General features: G+C 50.2%; 14 protein-coding genes, 1 tRNA gene and 1 pseudogene. 4 read left to right on the top strand and 12 right to left on the bottom strand.

Annotated features, from left to right (window positions below):
* The first annotated feature begins 178 nt into the window (after positions 1–178).
* Both DPQ22_RS08325 and mnmA read left to right on the top strand, forming a co-directional pair.
* Entirely contained in the window at positions 179–361 is a 183-nt protein-coding gene (locus tag DPQ22_RS08325; protein WP_150215074.1) for a hypothetical protein, read from the top strand.
* Between the two features lie 5 nt (positions 362–366).
* Positions 367–1,626 (top strand): tRNA 2-thiouridine(34) synthase MnmA, encoded by a 1,260-nt coding sequence (gene mnmA / locus DPQ22_RS08320; RefSeq protein ID WP_150215072.1) that lies wholly within the window; start codon positions 367–369, stop codon positions 1,624–1,626.
* Between the two features lie 12 nt (positions 1,627–1,638).
* Here the strand turns inward: mnmA and DPQ22_RS08315 are convergent, their stop codons facing one another.
* The 5 genes and pseudogenes from DPQ22_RS08315 to choX all read right to left on the bottom strand — a co-directional run bounded on the left by DPQ22_RS08315 (position 1,639) and on the right by choX (position 7,356).
* Positions 1,639–3,201, bottom strand: coding sequence for a hypothetical protein (locus DPQ22_RS08315; RefSeq protein WP_190323200.1), 1,563 nt, complete (start codon positions 3,199–3,201; stop codon positions 1,639–1,641).
* Positions 3,202–3,401: 200 nt separating this feature from the next.
* Complete coding sequence (locus tag DPQ22_RS08310; RefSeq protein WP_150215068.1) at positions 3,402–3,728, bottom strand: ArsR/SmtB family transcription factor; 327 nt, start codon at positions 3,726–3,728, stop codon at positions 3,402–3,404.
* A gap of 264 nt (positions 3,729–3,992) precedes the next feature.
* Positions 3,993–5,024 carry an ATP-binding cassette domain-containing protein gene (locus tag DPQ22_RS08305; RefSeq protein ID WP_150215066.1) on the bottom strand — a complete coding sequence of 344 codons (1,032 nt, stop codon included), beginning with the start codon at positions 5,022–5,024 and terminating at the stop codon, positions 3,993–3,995.
* Between the two features lie 98 nt (positions 5,025–5,122).
* Positions 5,123–5,794: pseudogene (locus DPQ22_RS08960) on the bottom strand (ABC transporter permease subunit); the annotation flags it as partial.
* Positions 5,795–6,384: 590 nt separating this feature from the next.
* On the bottom strand, positions 6,385–7,356 hold the full coding sequence (gene choX, locus DPQ22_RS08295; protein ID WP_150215064.1) for a choline ABC transporter substrate-binding protein: 972 nt from the start codon (positions 7,354–7,356) through the stop codon (positions 6,385–6,387).
* Between the two features lie 1,161 nt (positions 7,357–8,517).
* On the opposite strand from choX, the gene DPQ22_RS08290 reads away from it, so the two are divergent.
* Positions 8,518–9,429, top strand: a complete 912-nt coding sequence (locus DPQ22_RS08290; protein ID WP_150215061.1) for a cation diffusion facilitator family transporter — start codon at positions 8,518–8,520, stop codon at positions 9,427–9,429.
* A gap of 407 nt (positions 9,430–9,836) precedes the next feature.
* Here the strand turns inward: DPQ22_RS08290 and DPQ22_RS08285 are convergent.
* Positions 9,837–9,913 (bottom strand) — tRNA-Ile (locus tag DPQ22_RS08285).
* 211 nt (positions 9,914–10,124) lie between these two features.
* On the opposite strand from DPQ22_RS08285, the gene DPQ22_RS08280 reads away from it, so the two are divergent.
* Positions 10,125–10,880, top strand: a complete 756-nt coding sequence (locus DPQ22_RS08280; protein ID WP_150215059.1) for an SIMPL domain-containing protein — start codon at positions 10,125–10,127, stop codon at positions 10,878–10,880.
* A gap of 25 nt (positions 10,881–10,905) precedes the next feature.
* On the opposite strand, the gene DPQ22_RS08275 is transcribed toward DPQ22_RS08280, so the two are convergent.
* The 6 genes from DPQ22_RS08275 to dnaG form a co-directional block, all read right to left on the bottom strand.
* Positions 10,906–12,357 (bottom strand): Eco57I restriction-modification methylase domain-containing protein, encoded by a 1,452-nt coding sequence (locus DPQ22_RS08275; protein WP_150215057.1) that lies wholly within the window; start codon positions 12,355–12,357, stop codon positions 10,906–10,908.
* 167 nt (positions 12,358–12,524) lie between these two features.
* Positions 12,525–13,025: a spore coat protein U domain-containing protein gene (locus DPQ22_RS08270; RefSeq protein ID WP_150215055.1), complete on the bottom strand. Its 501-nt coding sequence runs from the start codon at positions 13,023–13,025 to the stop codon at positions 12,525–12,527.
* 189 nt (positions 13,026–13,214) lie between these two features.
* Positions 13,215–13,676 (bottom strand): YcgN family cysteine cluster protein, encoded by a 462-nt coding sequence (locus DPQ22_RS08265; protein WP_150215053.1) that lies wholly within the window; start codon positions 13,674–13,676, stop codon positions 13,215–13,217.
* Between the two features lie 36 nt (positions 13,677–13,712).
* Entirely contained in the window at positions 13,713–15,722 is a 2,010-nt protein-coding gene (rpoD, locus tag DPQ22_RS08260) for an RNA polymerase sigma factor RpoD (protein WP_150215076.1), read from the bottom strand.
* Positions 15,723–15,772: 50 nt separating this feature from the next.
* Positions 15,773–16,240 (bottom strand): hypothetical protein, encoded by a 468-nt coding sequence (locus DPQ22_RS08255; protein WP_150215051.1) that lies wholly within the window; start codon positions 16,238–16,240, stop codon positions 15,773–15,775.
* A gap of 385 nt (positions 16,241–16,625) precedes the next feature.
* Complete coding sequence (gene dnaG, locus DPQ22_RS08250; RefSeq protein WP_246681552.1) at positions 16,626–18,617, bottom strand: DNA primase; 1,992 nt, start codon at positions 18,615–18,617, stop codon at positions 16,626–16,628.
* Positions 18,618–18,801: the final 184 nt, after the last annotated feature.

The raw sequence follows: 18,801 nt of genomic DNA, 5'->3' as shown, positions 1-18,801 counted from the left end.
AGACGGAAACATTATTAAACAGCCTCGGCCTGCCTAAAAAGCCGAGCGAGACCCGCGTGGTAGTGGCCATGTCGGGCAGCGGCTTTGAGGCCGCAAAACCGGCAGGGTTTTGCGATAGCCGAAAACCAGACTATAAGCGCCCCGCCCGCAGGCTGATAGTCAAGATTAAGTGAAGATTATGCCTGAGATACAGACGGAAACATTATTAAACAGCCTAGGCCTGCCTAAAAAGCCGAGCGAGACCCGCGTGGTGGTGGCCATGTCGGGCGGCGGCTTTGAGGCCGCAAAACCGGCAGGGTTTTGCGATAGCCGAAAACCAGACTATAAGCGCCCCGCCAGGCTGATAGTCAAGATTAAGTGAAGATTATGCCTGAGATACAGACGGAACCATTATTAAACAGCCTAGGCCTGCCTAAAAAGCCGAGCGAGACCCGCGTGGTAGTGGCCATGTCGGGCGGGGTGGATTCCTCGGTTGTTGCCGGTCTGTTAAAACAGCAGGGTTACGAGACTATTGGCATTACTCTGCAACTTTATAATCAAAGCGCGGGTGAGCGCCGTGTCGGCTCATGTTGCGCCGGGCAGGATATTGAAGATGCGCGGCTTTGTGCCGAAACTTTAGGCATTCCCTATTATGTGCTGGATTATGAAAGCCGCTTTCAGCAGGCGGTTATCAACCCTTTTGCCGAAAGTTACGCGTTGGGGGAAACGCCGGTGCCCTGTATTGCCTGTAATCAAACTGTGAAATTCGCCGATTTGCTGGCCACAGCGCGCCAGTTAGGCGCCGATGCGCTGGCTACCGGCCATTATATTCGCAGTGCGCCGCTGCCCGGCCGGTCAGACGGCCGCCGCGCTCTATACCGCCCGCTTGATGATAATCGCGACCAGAGCTATTTCCTCTTTGCCACCACGCAAGAGCAGATTGATTATTTGCGTTTTCCGCTGGGCGGCATGTCCAAACCGCAAGTGCGGCAAATGGCGGCAGAAATGGGACTGACTGTTGCTGACAAGCATGACAGCCAGGATATTTGCTTTGTGCCGCAGCGCAATTATGCCGAAATTATCACCAAATTGCGGCCGGAAGCAGCAAAGCCCGGCGCTATTGTGCATATTGACGGCCGCATTCTCGGCCGCCATAATGGTATTTTGCATTATACGATCGGCCAGCGCCGCGGCCTTGGCGTGGCAGCGGGTGAGCCGCTTTATGTTATCGCCCTGAATGCTGAAAAAGCCCAAGTGATTGTCGGCCCGCTGGCGGCGCTGGCTACAAGCAAAGTCTGGTTGCGCGATGTCAACTGGCTGGGAGACACGGTGCCGCAAAACTTCCCCGCTGAAGGCATTGCCCTTTATGCCAAATTGCGCTCTACCCGGCCGCCCTGCCCGGCCGTGTTGCATTATGACGTTGCCCTTGCCGATAAAGGCCAAAGCGGATCAAGCGGTTTTTGGGTGGAACTGGCAGAGGGCGAAAGCGGCGTTGCCCCAGGGCAGGCCTGCGCCCTTTATTCTGCCGCCGACAATGCAGCGCGCCTGTTGGGCGGCGGCTTTATCACCCGCGCTAAAAGCGCGCCGGCGATTGAGGCGCAAATTGCCCGCCTGCAAACCGCTGCCCCGCTGCCGGCTGCGGAATAGATGCGCCTGTTTTTAAACAGAATTTGATTGTATGGTCGGTAAATGCGCGCCGCAATGGCCGATGACGATTTTTTTGTCCTCCTGGTCAACGTGGAAATACAGGCGCAGCGACTCGCGCGTATTATTGGCCACACCCCAGCCCAAATGCTGCCACATAGTAACCTCTTCTCCTTTATAGGGGAAAGTCCGCGCCTTGATACATTCAGGCTTATTCATAGTCTGCGCGGATTCTTTTGCCGCGTAAGTATCCCGGCTGAATATAGCTTCGGTTTTATTATCGCCGCCGGCAAGATAAGCCGGCAGGAACTCTTCTCCTAACTTGTAAAGGGCGGCCAGCAAATTTTGGCTGTTACGGTAATCCGCCGCTTCCTCAGCCGATTTTAAGGCGCTTTCTGATATGACAATATTGCCGGATTGTTTGGCCGCCAGCTCCAGGCATAGCCTTGGCGTCAGCTCTTTCTGCCCGGCAAGCACTAAAACCGCATCGGTTATATCCGTCTTATCTTTTACGGCAGCAGCCACTTTTGCTACTGGTTTATGACGTAATTGCTTAACTTTATTCTCAGCTTCTTCCCGCTCTTTATCGGCCGTTTCGAGAAGCAGGTTACTTATTTCTTTCTGCTCTTGCAGCTCTCTGTCAGCACCAGCAAGCAGTTGCTCGAGCATCTCCGTATTATCTTGACCTTGTTCAATTTGTTCACGCAAATACAGCAGATAATCTTTCTGCCGTTTGGCGCGCACATCGGCAGGGGAAAAATGCTGCCGCCTTTTTAGCCAATTCGTGCTGTGCGTTACCCGCGCCAGAATTTCATAAAGCAGGTTACAACCTTCCTGCCGCAATTCCTCCAGCTCCGGCTGACGGGTTAACTCTCTGTAGCAGAATCCTTTATGAGAAATATAAGGAAATATGATATTTACCGCCCCGCCCCAGGCCGAATATGTCTGGCCTAAGATACCAGCCATTTTCCAACTGTCACAAAATTCATCAACAAAGATAACCTGCGCCAGACCGAATAATTGCCTTTGCAAAGCCTCAGGCTCGACAAGCGGCTGCCCGTCACAACAGCTTACCAGAACCAGCGGATAATCCCGTTTCGGATTTTTAATTTTATAATCCAGCGCTTTATAATCTTCATCGGAATTGGACAGATTTCTAAGCTTCAGCCCCACCGTTCCCGCGGCAAATTCGGCATTACTCGCCAGATAATTGACCAGCGCCGGCCGCGTGGTTACCGGTATTTCCGTAATGCGGGTGCTGATTTCCTGCGTTTCCAGCAGAATAGAAATAAAGGTAGAAGCTTCTTCCAGCCGCACACTGATTTCCGTCGACCAGAAGCGCCCATATATTTCTTCATCGCGATGCGTCAATAAAATGGAATAAAGCTGCGGCTCTCTTTTATCCGCGGCATAGGTTCTAACCTGATATATGCCCTGCCGGAACTCATTGCCGGAAAGGATTTCAGGGATAGAGAAGGAACGCCCGGTTTTACGCTCAAGCCAGCCCACGATAGAACGAAAAGCGATGGTAGAGCCGGCGCCGCCGGTAAGTGTGAAATTATTGGCATAAACAAGCATAAGGGCATTCCCTTCGAGCATTGAGGAAGATGATTCGCCCTTATTCTATTAACCTTTTGTTAAAATGAGGTTAACAAAAGGTTAATTTTTATAAATTCCCTTTAGCGCAAATAACCCCTCGGCAAAGATTGCCGAAGAAACGCCCATAAGAAAACTTTAGATCAGAATTTTCTCAAAGAAACAGTAATATTACAGGAAATTTAATCTTCATCTGCCGGTTGGACGCGTGAAAAAACCGTGTCCAGGGTTGACAAAACCGGGGGAATAAGCGGGGAAGCAACCGAATAATAAATAGTTTGCGCATCGCGCCGGGTTGATACCAGTTTTAAAGCGCGCAATTTGGCTAAATGCTGCGATAAAGCCGACTGGCTTAAATCCACTTTTTTGGCAAGGTTGCCGACAGAAACTTCTCCCTCAGCCAGCTCGCATAAAATTTTCAGGCGCTTGTCATTACCAATAGCCGCAAGCAAGCCGCTCGCCCTATCCACATTAGAGACAAGGTTTCCAAATAGCGGTACATTTTTCATTATATTCCCATCCCACAGCCAAGAAAAATCTTGCGCAATGCTACCCGATAAGCGGTGCCGGCACCGCTCTTAACTTGCCGAATTATCGGCAAATCTTCTGTATGGTCACAGATAGACTTATCAAGACTTGCCGACAGCTATATTGCTGTAGATTTTCATAATCAGAAGCAATACAGAAATATTATAATAACCGGGATACTATGTCAAACAACATAACACAATTATATTTAAAGATATGCACTTAAATAACAGATAAATTTAATATTATTTAGTATTACCTAAATAAATAATAATATCATCTACTAATATAAAACCAGCTAATCCTGTTTTTCCTGCAACACCTATCACGCCCGGTTTTTGACAGGCAAGGCGTATCAATGTTTTTAGCGGTGTTTCCGCCTGCACAATGGCGGCAAAAGAATGTTTGGCCGCTTCCGCCTCATAGGGGCGCATAATATCGGCCGCCGTTAAAAAATTCAGCCGGTTAATATCCTGCACAAACTCTGCCACATGATCAGAAGCCGGCGACAAAACAATCTCCTTCGGCGTGCCGGTTTGCACAATATGCCCGTCCTGCATCAGGGCGATTTTGTCGCCCATGCGGATAGCTTCTCCCAGATCATGGCTGACAAATAATATTGTTTTTTTAAAGCGATGCTGCAAGGCCAGCAATTCTGTCTGCAAATGGCTGCGAATCAATGGGTCAAGCGCCGAAAAAGGCTCGTCCATCAGCAAAACCGGGGCGCCGGTGGCAAAAGCGCGCGCCAGCCCTACCCGCTGCTGCATGCCGCCTGAAAGTTCGCTTACCGGCACATCGGCCCATTGCTCCAGCCCCACCAGTTCCAGCTGCTGCATAATCAGGCGGCGCGCCTTTTGCCGCCCTGTGCCGGCAATTTCCAAACCTAAACCGACATTGTCGGCAACAGATCGCCACGGCAACAGGCCGAATTGCTGAAACACCATAGAAACCAGATGCGTGCGCACCCAATATAAATCGCGCGGGCGCAAGCTGTTGACACAGAAATCCTGCCCTTGATGGTTTAAGACCACCCGGCCGCGCGCCGGGCAGGAAAGGCCGTTAACCGTGCGCAATAAAGTAGATTTGCCGGAACCGGAAAGCCCCATTAATACCACTGTCTGGCCTTCTTCTACCGTCAGGCTGCAATCATGTACCCCCAGAATAATGCCTGTTTTTTGCTTTATTTCCGCGCGGGAAAAACCATTATCGGCAAAATCCATAGCCTTTTTCTCTTTGCCGAAGACAACAGAAACATTATCTATACTGACAGATGCCATTGCATATTTCCCCTAGTGAAATTCTGTTATCCGGCCCCGGAAGCACTGTCTTGTGCCGGCTTCAACCCGGCCCTGTGCAATAAGCTTGCTGCCGCATTTTAAATCTTGCGCAGGCGGAATACTCTATCCAGCACAATGGCCACTACCACAATAACGCAGCCCGCCTCAAAGCCCAAAGCCACATTTCCCGTTTGCAAGGCACGATAAACTTTCACGCCGAGTCCGTTCCCCCCGACAGTGGCAGTAATCACCACCATAGAAAGAGACAGCATAATTGTTTGCGTCATGCTGGCGCGAATTTCCGGCAGAGCATGCGGCAATTCCACCTTCCATAATAATTTATGTTTATTGGCGCCAAAAGCCTGCGCGGCTTCCAGCAAAATTTTCGGGGTTGAGGCAATACCCGCCTGGGTCAGACGGATAGGCGTAGGCAAAACAAAAACGCAAGTGGCCAGCAGGCCGGGAACCATGCCGATGCGGAAAAAGAATAAAGCCGGAATAAGATAAACAAAGGCAGGCAAAGTTTGCATCAGATCCAGCACAGGCTGTATCAGCCGGTAAAAGCGCGGGTGATGCGCCGATATAATACCCAAAGGCACACCCAGCCCCAGACATATAATGCAAGACCAGAATAAAATGGTCAAAGTCTCCATTGTGTCACGCCAATAACCCTGATTGACAACAAATAAAAACCCTGCCACCGTCAAAACAATAATGGTGCCGCGCTCCTGCATAAACCAGGCCAGCACCGCCAATAAAGCGATAAAAACAAAAGCAGGCGCAATATAAGGCGTTCCCCAGAAACATATAATAACAGCCAGAGCCGCAATAAACAGCGCCCCGATAGTGCGCTTTACTGTTAAATAACCAAAGCGGCGGTGCCGCTTTACCAGCACAAACAGGGCAATAGCCGCCAAACAAAGGCAGGTTAAAACCGGACTGCCGGCAAAAGCGGCGTAATCAAGCAGCAACACGGCAAGCAAAGCAAGTATCAATAAAAAACGGCGAATATAGCTTAACCCCCATTGACTGGGAAACAAAACAGCAGCAAACAGCAGAATAAAAACGACAATAACCGGCGGATTCGTAAACAAGGCATAAGTCATATCAAGACAAGTGCCGAAAAAATGCCGCACAAAGCTGAAAAAAGCGGCAGCATGCAGTTTCAGCCATAATACAATATTATCTGACACCCGGCCGACCGGTATTTTATATGTCGTCAGAAAATCCACCTCTATCTCCCTGATTACAGCCTGTTGCCGTTTATTATTATAATATCTGTAACATATTTGCGCCTTTTGGCCCCAGACAGCAGGGGCCGCCCCTTCTCCCTGCTATCCGGCATTATTGCCGCCTGCATTTAGCGGGCGGTAAAAGCCTTTTGCACCAGCGGCAAAGCCGGCGCACCGGAGCGGCTTTTAACCCCGGCCAGCCACTCTGCCAAAACAGGCGGATTACTGCCAAGCCAGGCGCGAACAGCAGAATCCGGCTCCTCACCATGGCCCAGAATTTTATCCATCAGATTATTTTCCATAACAAGGCTAAAAGAGAGATTTTGCAAAAACCGGCCAATATTGGGGCATTGCCGGTCATAATTGCGGCGCACCACGGTAGAAACCGAAGCACCGGCATTACCCGCCCCAAACCGGGCCTCCCCCCCGGCCAGATAAGCAAGCCTGAACTGCCTGTTCATCGGGTGCGGCTGCCAGGCGAGAAAAACAATCGGCTTGCTGTCTGCTATCGCCGCCGCCACTTCGGCCAGCATAGCCGGCTCAGAAGATTCCACCAGTTGAAATTTGCCCAGCCCGTCTTTATTGGCCTCTATCATTGCCAGCAGCAGGCGGTTGGCATCATTACCCGGCTCAATACCATAAATTTTATCGCCCAATTCCCCGGCAAAACGGGCAATATCTTCAACCCGGCGCAACCCGGCCGCATAAGCATAATCAGGCACAGCCAGGCCATAGCGGGCGTCCTGCAAATTAGAGCGCACAATATGCACCTCGCCTCTGTCAAGATAGGGTTTGATATCTGCCGTCATGGAGGGTTGCCAAAACCCTAGAAAAATATCAATTTCCCCTGTCGACATAGCGCTGAAAGTAACCGGAACCGATAAAAGCCTTGTCTGGGTTTCATAGCCCAGGCTCTGCAAAATCCGGGTTGCTATCGCCGTGGTGACGGCAATATCTGTCCAGCCTGTTTCGGCCAGGCGCACAGTGGCGCAGGCTTGCGGCTCAAAACCCGGCTCCGGCCCCCTGGTTGCACCCTCTCTTACTGCCGGCGGCAGGGCAGCGGCGACCGCATAATTTATAAAGGTTAAAAAAACTGCCATAAATATTATGGCAAAACAGCCAAAGGCCTGCTTAAATCCTGCCGGCGGCCAGAGGCTGTTTCCGGCTTTGCCCCCTGAATACAAATAATGCATGGCCTATACTCTCTCCTGCCCGTATCGCCAGTGCCGGCCCGGCCTGAACACAGGCAAGCCGCGCCTTCAGCGCCTCTTATAGCCGATATGACAGAGGGTGATAAGAAAACAAAACAAGAACAAAGATAATAGTTCCTGGAACCGACAGGCCGCAGCACCGCAAATAGAGAGCGCGCGCCCCTGATTGCCACCAGTATAAAACACAAACTGCCTGGTTTTTATTGCCTGCAACAGTCAGGAAAAATAAATTCAGCTTATAATTCAATATAAAATAAATACTATGTTAAATATTATTTATATAAACCTGTAAAATATGTATATATATACCGATATTTCAAGAAATACTATTGACGGATAATAGAATTCTCTCTATGTTTATATTTATTCAGCAGCTCAAGCTGTTGAAGACAGGCAAGGGTTCTCCCCCCGCTATTTTCCCTTGCTTGTAACCTCGCCAGAAGGTTGTTAAGCCCGGGCTGATTCAAGCCCGGGCTTTTCTGTATAAATATTACTTAACTATATATTAAAAAATATTAAATTATATTTAACTTATATTATATATTTATTTACCTAAAATACCTGTATATTCAAAATATCGGTGTATATATTTTAAAAATACAATAAAAAATTTTAAATATATTGACATGAATATTATCTCGCCCTAGATTTATAAATATTCGGAATGGTTATAGCTTTCTCTCCAACCGAATACAGGCAAAGGTTCCCCCTGCTTTTCTCTGCCTGTTCCTGAAAAGGGCGAAAGATCCGGGTTCTCCAGCACCCGGATTTTTTGTTTTGTAAATTTTTTACTCTTCCCGAAATGTGGGCGCAATTTCTTCGTTTTTATTTATGTCATTTCCTGACTCACACCGCACAAGCAGTTTGAGGCATATTTTGCTTGCCTGAATTTATATATTTTACTATAAAATCTGTGCCTGATTGCAAAAATATACGGGGCGCGCGCAGTTTTGCTGCGCCCCTCTCTTTCCTTTTTATCAAACGGTCAAGAAACCCAGGTAAACAGCCTTCCCCTGCCTTAGCGGCAAAGTATATAATGGTAACAGAGCAATGAAACCGCATTTGAAAGTCGGCTCTCTGGCCGCCCTGTCCGTTCCTGTCGCCTGTCTTGTTTTTGCGCTGAAATATTGTGCCTATTATCTGACAGATTCTGTCGCCCTCTATTCCGACGCTCTGGAATCCGTGGTTAATATTGTCGCAGCGGCGGCGGCCTGGTGGGCAATTTACGTCAGTCAAAAGCCTGCCGATACAAATCACCCTTTCGGTCACTATAAAGCTGAATATTTCTCGGCTGTTTTTGAAGGCCTGCTGATTATTCTGGCCGCTTTTCTGATTCTGTATCAGGCATGGGGCGCAATAGTAAACGCCACTCATAAGCTGCAACAGCCGCAGCTTGGCCTGGCCGTCAATATTTTTTCCGGGCTTATCAATGCCGCCTGGGCTTTTATCCTGATCAATCGCGGCAAAAAACATCGCTCGCCGGCGCTGGAAGCTGACGGGCGCCATTTGGTAACTGATGTTATAACCTCTTTCGGCGTTGTTATCGGCCTGGCAGCAGCGCTACTGACGGGCTGGACAGTGCTTGACCCGCTTTTGGCCATTGCCGTGGCCCTGCAGATTTTATGGCAGGGCGCGCAGCTTTTGTATAAATCAGCGCAAGGGCTAATGGATATTGGCCTGAATGCGGAAGAAATCGCGCAAATCCGCAAAATTATTTCCAACCATGCTGAAGGTGCTATTGAGGCTCATGATTTACGCAGCCGCCAGGCCGGGAGGCTGATTTTTATGGAATTTCATCTGGTCGTTCCCGCCAATATGACTGTGGGCAAAGCCCATAAAATTTGCGATCGGGTTGAGCAGGCTCTGCATAAAAAGCTTGGAGCGGCGCATATTGTCATTCATATTGAGCCGGAAGATGAGGCCAAATTGCCGCCCGGCGCTGAAAATGTGCCTTTTGCTTGAAAGCACAGCCCTTCTCCAGGCTGCATAGCCGTGCTTCCCCATATTCTGTTGATCCGGCGGCCGATTCAAAAGGGCTTGGGGGATATTTACAGAGCGAGCCGGCAAGGCGAGCAGGGTTAAAAAACAGGCACATTGCAGGAACAGGATTGCGCCCCCGGGTGCGGCCAATATCGGCGCCACAGCAACGCCGTTAATATATTTTCCGGCTGGATTTTCGCGGTCAAGGCCTTCTGTTTATGTAAAACAGAAAGCCGCAAGCATTAAGCAAAGGCTGCAAGCATTAAGCGACAGACAGGGCAAACAGGCGGGAAGAGAGCTTGAACAAAATTCTGCGCGTCCCGGCCGGCGCCCTCACCTTAATTACAAAATATCTTTTAAATCAGCCAGATAAGAATAAAAACAGCCAATGGTGGGCCCGGAGGGACTCGAACCCCCAACCAAGCGGTTATGAGCCGCCGGCTCTGACCAGTTGAGCTACAGGCCCACTGCTTCAGGCTTGCCGCCTGGGCACGAGCCAGGTTATAATAACCTGCCGCGCCTGGACGGGTTTTAACCGAAAGCACGGCCTGAAACAAGAGCTTTTTCGTTAAAATAAAGTTTTTACCTCTCAAGGCAGGGTAGCGGCCGCACTTCTGCCATAGTCTGCTTCTAGCTTCGAGCCTTCACTCTGTTAAGAGATAAAGGCGGGTTCTGTCGTGGCTTTCTTTAAAAATTGCGCAATTTTATCCAAACTGGCTGTAATCGGGGCTTTTCTGGGGGTCTTTCCGGTTTTATCTTCAACCTCTGCCCAGGCTGCCGGCGATGATTTCCCCGATAGGGGTAAATTTGCCCGAATCACGGTAGAGGCAGAGGGCAATGCCACTGCCCGGCCGGATATGGCTTTGTTGCAGGTTTCGGTTTCGCAGGAGGCAAAAACTGCAAAAGAGGCGGCAGAAGAAACCGCCCGGGCATTACAAAATGTCTTTACCGCGGTAAAAGCACAAAAAATTGATGATAAAGATATACAAAGCAATGGTCTGACTGTCGATACAATTTATCCGCCTGAAGATGCCAAACCAAAGCGCGAAAAAACCTTCCGCGCCGGAGCAACATTAAGCCTCAAAATCCGTGATACCAAAAAACTGGGGCAGGTTATCGATGCCGCTCTTGCCAATGGTGCCAATGGCGTGAGCGATATTAGCTGGACAAATAGCGACCCCAGGCCGTTTTATACAGAGGCGCGCCGGCAGGCCGTTGCCAATGCCCTGGAAAAACTGCAAACTTATGCTCAGGCTGCCGGGGTGACTCAAGGCCGTATTTTGCGGATTGAGGAAGTTTCGGGCAATGCCATGCCGCCGCGGCTCTATGCGCGCGCCAAATCCTCTATGGCCGATATGCCGATCGCCGAAGGGGAAGAGACTTACACTGTGCGCATTTTGCTGACAGCTGAGCTGCTCAATAGCAGGCCGTAAATAATTATGGCCGGCCAGGCTGTTGTTAGTTTGCAGACAATGATGATGGCGGCCTTATGCCCGTTGGGAGGGGGTTTCTTTGGCTCTCTGCCGCGTGGCTTGCAGGGATTGTGCGTTTTGCGGGATTTTGCCTGTTAAGGCGATTTTCGCCCCCAGCTTTAAGGTGAGAAAAATACAGATAATTAAGCAGCTTATAGGCAAAATTAAAGCTGATGCGCTTGCGGTTTTTGTCGCGGTAATTGGTCATAAACAGCGAATAATATTCCTGCCTTTTGGCGTTTAATTCCCTATTGAACAGATTTATGAGCTGTTCCTGCTCTTTAATGCCGATATAAAGCGGCACGACAAGATTTATCTGATTGCGCGATGTCTTTATGCTGACCAGAGCATCACAATCATAATTGCGAATATCTTCCAGCCTGATCTGCCCGCCTTTTGTGCCGGTATCGATAGCTTTCAACAGCATAATATTATTTTTTATAATATTATAGTCAGTTTCGCACACATGTATATTTTTGCGGCAGTTTAAATGATTATAGGCAATGCGCACAGCATAATTGCCGGGGTGCAAATCTTCTTCCTCCAGCCGGCCAATTTGCAACCTGTTGCCATAATGGCGAATAGCAGCCAGAAATTCGCCGCCAATCTGCCAATTATGCCGGCGAAACACGGTCAGTTTTGTCTCTATTTTTGCGGCGTGCGCCACACTATTCGCCAAGACCGCATCTGCCGCCTGAGCGACTGCGGGTATGCTTTCTGTTGCGCGCGCGCCGTGCATTTCCGCTTGCGGAGCACCGCCACAGGCTAGTCTGTCCAATCCGCGCGCGTTTTTTGTTGCGCCCGCACTGCGCCTTTCTGCCTGCGGGGTGCCGCGCGCCAATCCGCGCGCGTTTTTTGCCACCCCCCTATATAAAGTGAAGTCTATCGCCATAATCTCTGCCTGTTGCAGCTTTTTACGATAATAAAAGGCGATAATATTGTAACTTGTGTCGGCAAAAACCGGCTCGGTAAAATAATTGGCCTTGATAATAGCAAATTTTTCCAGAAATATTTGGCGAATATATTTGGCATTCTCCGCTGAGAGAAAATTTATCGGCACCAGAACAATGCCCTCAATGCTCTCCATCATTTTTTCCAGCGCCAACTGATATAAATCTGTGTGTCTGCTTTGCGCCAGCAGGCGGTTATCTTGCAGCTTGTTTTGATAGAGATAAGGCGGGTTGGTGATAATAAATTCCGCCTGTGGCGGTAAAGCGAAGCTGTCGCGATGGATAATATTTTTACCGTCTGTGAGAGATTCGTCAATATCATACCCCACAGCCGAGCGCGCTCCGTGCCGGCGCGCCCAGTGCAGCAAATCGCCGGCACCGGCAAAGGGATCAACAATATTTTTACCGGCAATAAACGGCTCCAGCCCCTGTAAAATCCAATCACTATTCGTGGTAAAAAACTGTCCAAGCTGCTTTTTGGCAAGCATAGGCAAAACTCCCTTGGCAAGTGCCGGCAGTAATCCAGCCGAAAACGGCTTTTCATGCCAATGTGTTTTATCTCAGCCTGCCTGTTTTTGCCATGAAAAAAGCAGGGCAAAATGCCCTGCTTCAATTTTTGGCCGCTCAATAATCAGGCAGCTCCAGCCCCAAAACCTCAGGAAGCATCATAAGAAATTGTCGCAACCAACTGGTCGGTATAAGTGCCGTTCGGGGTAGCGGTTGTAATGCTGGTCTGCGGAACCTGCACGCGGAAATTTTGCTGCACGCTATTTTGTGAATCTGACGCCGATACTTTGTAAACACTGTCGGTATTATTCCACAATGTCGTGCCGCTGCTGCCCTGATAAATCGCATAGGGGATAGTATTGGTCCCGCCTGCAATCACCATAGCGCGATTGGCAGTATTTTTGGCCTGGCCGCCGTCCAGGGCAATGCTGAGCGCATTATTGCCGCAGCTTGCGGTAAAATAACTGGCCTGCTCGGCTCCGGTAAAACCGTTTTTGGCAATGCTGAAACGGATAGTCGGACTCTCAAAAGTCAGAGAGCAGCTATCAATGACCTTGGCTTCAATAGTGAGATTGGCTGTCTGGGCCAGAGCAGAGCCGGAGATAAAAGTGCCGGCCAGAATAATGGCAGAAGCAAGCAATTTTTTCATGATACAATCCTTTGTTAAATGGCGGGGAAAAACTTCCTGAATAGGATTTCCCCTTTCCAGCTAAAAGGTTTGTCACATTATTATTCTGTCAATGATAATATTCACTATTTTTATAGTAATTTATATTTAATATATAAAAATATTATAATAAACAATACTGTAATATAGACGAATTATATTAAAAAAGTATTATGCAATTTTATGGGTAATATAAGGGAGATAATCTTCCGGCTCAGCCAGCGCATTTTCATAGGCTTTAATTTTGCCGCGCGCGGAAATGCCGGCCTCATGCACCGTGTCACGGCTGCCGGAAACCAGATAATGCCACCATTTCAGCTTTTTGCCGGCCGCCACCAGCCGATAAGCGCAATCATGCGGCAGCCATGATAAAGCGGCAATTTGCCTGGCACTGCTCAGGCGAATGCAATCAGGCACCAGTTTTTGCCGCTCAGTATAATTACGGCAGCGGCAGCTTTGGCTGTCCAGCAAAATGCAGGCTATACTTGTTTCATAAATGGCGCCGGTATCAATATCTTCTATTTTGTGCAGACAGCAACGGCCGCAGCCGTCACACAGGCTTTCCCATTCTTGTCCGCTCATTTCAGCCAGGCTTTTAACCTGCCAGAAAGGCAATCCGGCTTTTGACGGCATGAGAAAAATCCTTAACGCCTGATAATAAATGATAAATCATGAATCCAGAAAACTGCGCAGCTTGCGCGAGCGGCTGGGGTGCTTCAGCTTGCGCAGGGCCTTGGCCTCAATCTGGCGGATACGCTCACGTGTGACCGAAAATTGCTGCCCCACTTCTTCCAATGTATGGTCAGTGTTCATGCCAATACCAAAGCGCATACGCAAAACACGCTCTTCCCGCGGGGTCAGCGAGGCCAGAACGCGCGTTGTTGTATCGCGCAAATTGGCCTGAATAGCGGCGTCAATCGGCAAAAGCGCGTTTTTATCTTCAATAAAATCACCCAAATGCGAATCATCTTCGTCCCCCACCGGTGTTTCCAGCGAAATCGGCTCTTTGGCGATTTTTAGCACTTTGCGCACTTTATCCAGCGGCATTATCAATTTTTCCGCCAGCTCCTCCGGTGTCGGCTCACGGCCGATTTCATGCAGCATCTGCCGTGACGTGCGGACAATTTTGTTAATTGTCTCAATCATATGCACCGGAATGCGGATTGTCCGCGCCTGATCGGCGATTGAGCGGGTAATAGCCTGCCTTATCCACCATGTGGCATAAGTAGAAAATTTATAGCCGCGGCGATATTCAAATTTATCTACCGCTTTCATTAGCCCAATATTGCCTTCCTGAATCAAATCCAGAAATTGCAGGCCGCGATTAGTGTATTTTTTGGCGATGGAAATAACCAGACGCAAATTTGCTTCCACCATTTCCTTTTTAGCCAAAGTGGCTTCTCGCTCGCCTTTTTGCACCTGCGCCACAATACCGCGAAAATCGCCAATCAGGCCAATGCCGGTTTGCCGCACCAGCATTTGAATTTCATCACGCAATCTGCCAATAGCCGCCGCTTCTTTTGCGGCAAATTCACGCCAGCCTTTGCCTTTGAGCGCCGCAATACGCTCAACCCAATCTTCATCAAGCTCATGCCCCTGATATTCCTTGATAAAATCGCCATGCCGTACACCATAAGAATCCGCCAGGCGCTTTAACTTTCCCTCATTCTGCACCAGGCTTTTATTGATAAGGTAAAGCTGCTCTACCAGTGATTCAATGCGATTCTGGTTGAGTGACAAGGATTTCACAAAGGCAATAAGCTGATTTTTTAAATCCTTATAGCGGCGCTTTTGCCCGGCAGATAATGCTCCCTGCGCACTTGATACACTGCTCTCCACCTGCCGATCCTGTAATTTGCGCAATTTTGCATAAGTTTCGGCAAGTTGATCCAGCGTTTGCATAACTTGCGGGCGCAATTCCGCTTCCATCGCTGTCAATGATAAATTGGCTTCGTCCTCTTCATCATCTTCATCATCCAGCAGCGGGCCTTGGCCGCCGACATTGGTAATATCATCGTCAAAGCCGCGGCTCACCGGCAGATCGGGCGCTTTCGGCCTGTCATTTTCCACTATCACAGCGGCCGGCGCCTGCCGCGCTTCCGGCCCGGCATAGGTCATTTCCAGATCAATAATTTCACGCAGCAAAATGCTGGAATCATTTAAATCATCACGCCATGAAATCAGGGCCTGAAAAGTCAGCGGGCTTTCACACAGGCCGGCAATCATAGTCTCGCGCCCGGCCTCTATGCGTTTGGCAATGGCAATTTCCCCCTCGCGTGAAAGCAGCTCTACCGCGCCCATTTCTCGCAAATACATACGCACCGGGTCATCAGTGCGGTCACCGGCAGCATTGCCTTTCTGCGTTGCTATGAGCGCCGTATTGCCTATTTCCACCAGATCGCCGCCGGCCAAAGCCGTCTCTTCCTCAGCCTCTTCTTCATCTTCAATAACATTAATGCCCATATCGGAAAGCATGGCCATTGTATCTTCTATTTGTTCCGAAGTAACTTCGGCCGAAGGCAAGACAGCATTCAGCTCGTCCATGGTCACATAGCCGCGCTTGCGGGCAAGCTTTATCATCTTGCGGACAGCAGCGTCCGAAAGGTCAAGAAGAGGGCCGTCGGCACCAAGCTCACGCTCGGCCTCTATGCCTGTATTTTGTTTCGCTTCGCCGGCCATAACCTTATTTACTCCAGACAATCCCGCTTTGAAGGTGCAATATTCCTTGTTTAATACCCCAAAAACCGCCCCCGCCGGCACGCTCTTTGCTCTTGCCCCTGCTTTTTCAGGCGTGTAACCTGCACCGCTTTCCTCGCCGCCTGATTTTTGCTCCCCTGCCAGACCAAGCCTCTCCCCGCCTCTTTATCCTCTGTCCCTGTCGGGGCAGCACAGGCCAGCCTGTCGCCCCTCCTCGCCTCTTGATCCTCTCTGGGCTGCCGCCCAACTATCGCGCGTTCAGGCTTTTCTATTGATTTTGTGTCCTTATCCGAAAAATCTGCAATTTTTCGGGGCACAAAATTGCTCCTCGCCTCTTTATCCTTTGTCCCTGTCGGGGCAGCACAGGCCAGCCTGTCGCCCCTCCTCGCCTCTTGATCCTCCGTCCCTGTCGCGCGTTCCGCGCTCCCCGCCTCTTTATCCTCTGTCCCTGTCGCGCGTTCCGCGCTCCCCGCCTCTTGATTCGATTCCCTTCGCTTCAATCAGCAATGCCCGCTAAATGGGCGAAGAATCTTAAAATCTTGATAAGATTTCTCCTTTACAACCCTGTTTCCTCATAAAACAGGCCGGATAAGGAAAAACCGGCACAGGCAGCACCCCTTGCCCGCACCCCCGCCCTTCGACTTCGGTTACAGGATAAAGACAGCCGCCGCCATATCTTCTCAATAAATTTCAGCCCCTATATAGGGGCGCCGCCCGGCAATTATAAGAGCAGAAGACCACAAAACGCCTTGATTTCAAAAAACTTTCTTATTCCTTACGCTGTCTCACAAAATTTACTGCCTCCCATTTCCGATAACAGCCCCGGCGCGCTGTTTCTGTTTTGCGGGCGCAGACCGCATAATCACCATTTTTGCCCCCGGCCGGTTATATATCATCAGGCGCTGCTTCCAAATCATCGGCGCGGCGCAATTCCTCCCGCAAGGCCAGCAGGCGGGCAAAATCGCGATTCGTTGCGCTCATCGCCAGATCTGCTTCTATTTCGCGTATCTGCTTATGTAGGGAATGCGCGCGCCGATACAAGGCAAGCGCCTGCTTTAATGCGGTGCGGGCCTGCTCTATTGAGGCAGAGGCCTGGGCATTTTTTACCCCCAGATTAGCCATAAAACCGGTTATTTTATCCAGAACAGCTTTTTGCCCTTTTTGCTCCAGCCTTGCCTGCATGGCACCCGCATTATCGGCTAATCCTCCCTCTCCCAATATTTCCAGTTGAGCCTTATAAAAAGCTCTTAATTCGGCATTTTGAAATTCCATCTGCGCCAGCACATCAAAATTCTCATGCCACAAAGCCGGGTGGGCGGCCAGCAGCGCCAAAATAGCCGCCTCACGCGAGGTAAAAGCCGCAGCAAAGCTTTTGCCCCGCGCTGAGCGCACAAAAGCAGAATTTGCCAGATTCCGGGTAACCAGCCCGCCGCCAAAACCGGCGCTGCGGTTAAAAGCGCCGGCCGCAGCAAAGCGCCCGCTCTGACCCGGCAAATTTTGCCCGCGCTTGTGGCCGCGGCTCAAAGCCGGGCGGAAATAATCCCACAGCCTTTGCTTCATATCCTGCATATAATAACGGCGCAGACCGCTATCCTTAATAGCAGAAACGGCGCTATAAAGGCGCTTTTCCAACAGAGCGCGGCTTTCCGGCGTGGTGAAATTTTGCCCTGTTATTTCCCGCTGCCACAATATATCGGCCAAAGGCGCGGCCCCTGCCAATAATTCGGCAAAGCGCGCCCGCCCATCGGCGCGAATAATATCATCAGGATCCTGCCCTTCCGGCAGCACTGCAAATTGCAGCGACACTCCTGTCTGCAACAGCGGCAAGGCTCTGTCCAGCGCCCGCCAGGCGGCGGCTTGACCTGCTTTATCGCCGTCAAAACACAAAACCGGCAGCGGACAAAAGCGCCAAAGCAGTGTCATCTGCTCTTCTGTCAAAGCGGTGCCCAAAGGCGCCACGGCAGAGCCAAAGCCCGCCTGGGCCAGCGCCACCACATCAACATAGCCTTCCACCACAATGAGCGGCTGATCCGGCGCCCCGTTCAGGCCGCGCATGGCCTGGCGCGCCGGCGCCAGATTATATAAAACCCGCCCTTTATGAAATAATTCCGTCTCCGGCGAGTTCAGATATTTGGCGCGCGCCTGCGGCGACAAAGCCCGGCCGCCAAAGGCAATTACCCGCCCTTTAATATCGGTAATGGGGAACATAATGCGGGAACGGAAACGATCATAAGAATTATCGTCCTGCTCCGATTCCGCCAGCAGGCCGGATTGCTGCTGTAATACTGTATCAATTTTTGCCTGCTCTAAAAACTGCTTCAGGGCATTATTGCCGCCGGGCGCAAGCCCAAGACGAAACTGCTTTTGCGCGCTCGCGCCTATCTGCCTTTGCTGTAAATAGGTGCGGGCGGCAGCGGCCTCTGCCGTGCTGCTTTGTTGCAAATTACGCTCAAAAAAGCGCGCCGCCTGTTCCAGCACATCATAAAGACCGGCGCGCTTATCGATCTGCCCGGCAGCAAAAGCGTCCGGCTTCGGCAGAGCCAGGCCGGCAAGCGCTGCCAGCTTTTCCACCGCTTCAGAAAAGGACAAACCGTCAAGCTCGGTTAAAAAGCGAAATATATCACCATTGGCCCCGCAGCCGAAACAATGATAGCGGCCGCGCCGATCATCACAATGAAAGCTTGGCGTCTTTTCTCCATGAAAAGGGCAACAGGCCCAATAATCACCACGCGCTGTATTGGATTTTTTCGGATCAAAGCGCACGCGCGCGCCGACAATTTGCGAAATCGGCACCCGCGCCCGTATCTCATCAAGAAAAGAAGGAGGAAACAGCATAAACCCGAACCCAATAACCCTGTCTGAGCCTTTATCAGGCAATTATTGCTCCGGCACAAGATCTATCAGGAAAAAACATAAATCAACTATTTTCCCCGCTTTAAAGGCTGTTTTCAATAAAACCCGGCTTTATATTATAATAATAATGTAGTAAACACAGCAAACAGCGCCCCGGCAGCCCGAATACTGCCGCGGCCTGCACCGCCAGGCACTTTACAGAGCCGGA

This window comes from Candidatus Tokpelaia sp. (genome assembly GCF_008636115.1).
Classification (GTDB): Bacteria; Pseudomonadota; Alphaproteobacteria; order Rhizobiales; family Rhizobiaceae; genus QLZD01.
The sequence above is the reverse complement of the archived record's forward strand: the minus strand, read 5'-3'. Positions and strand labels throughout refer to the sequence as shown.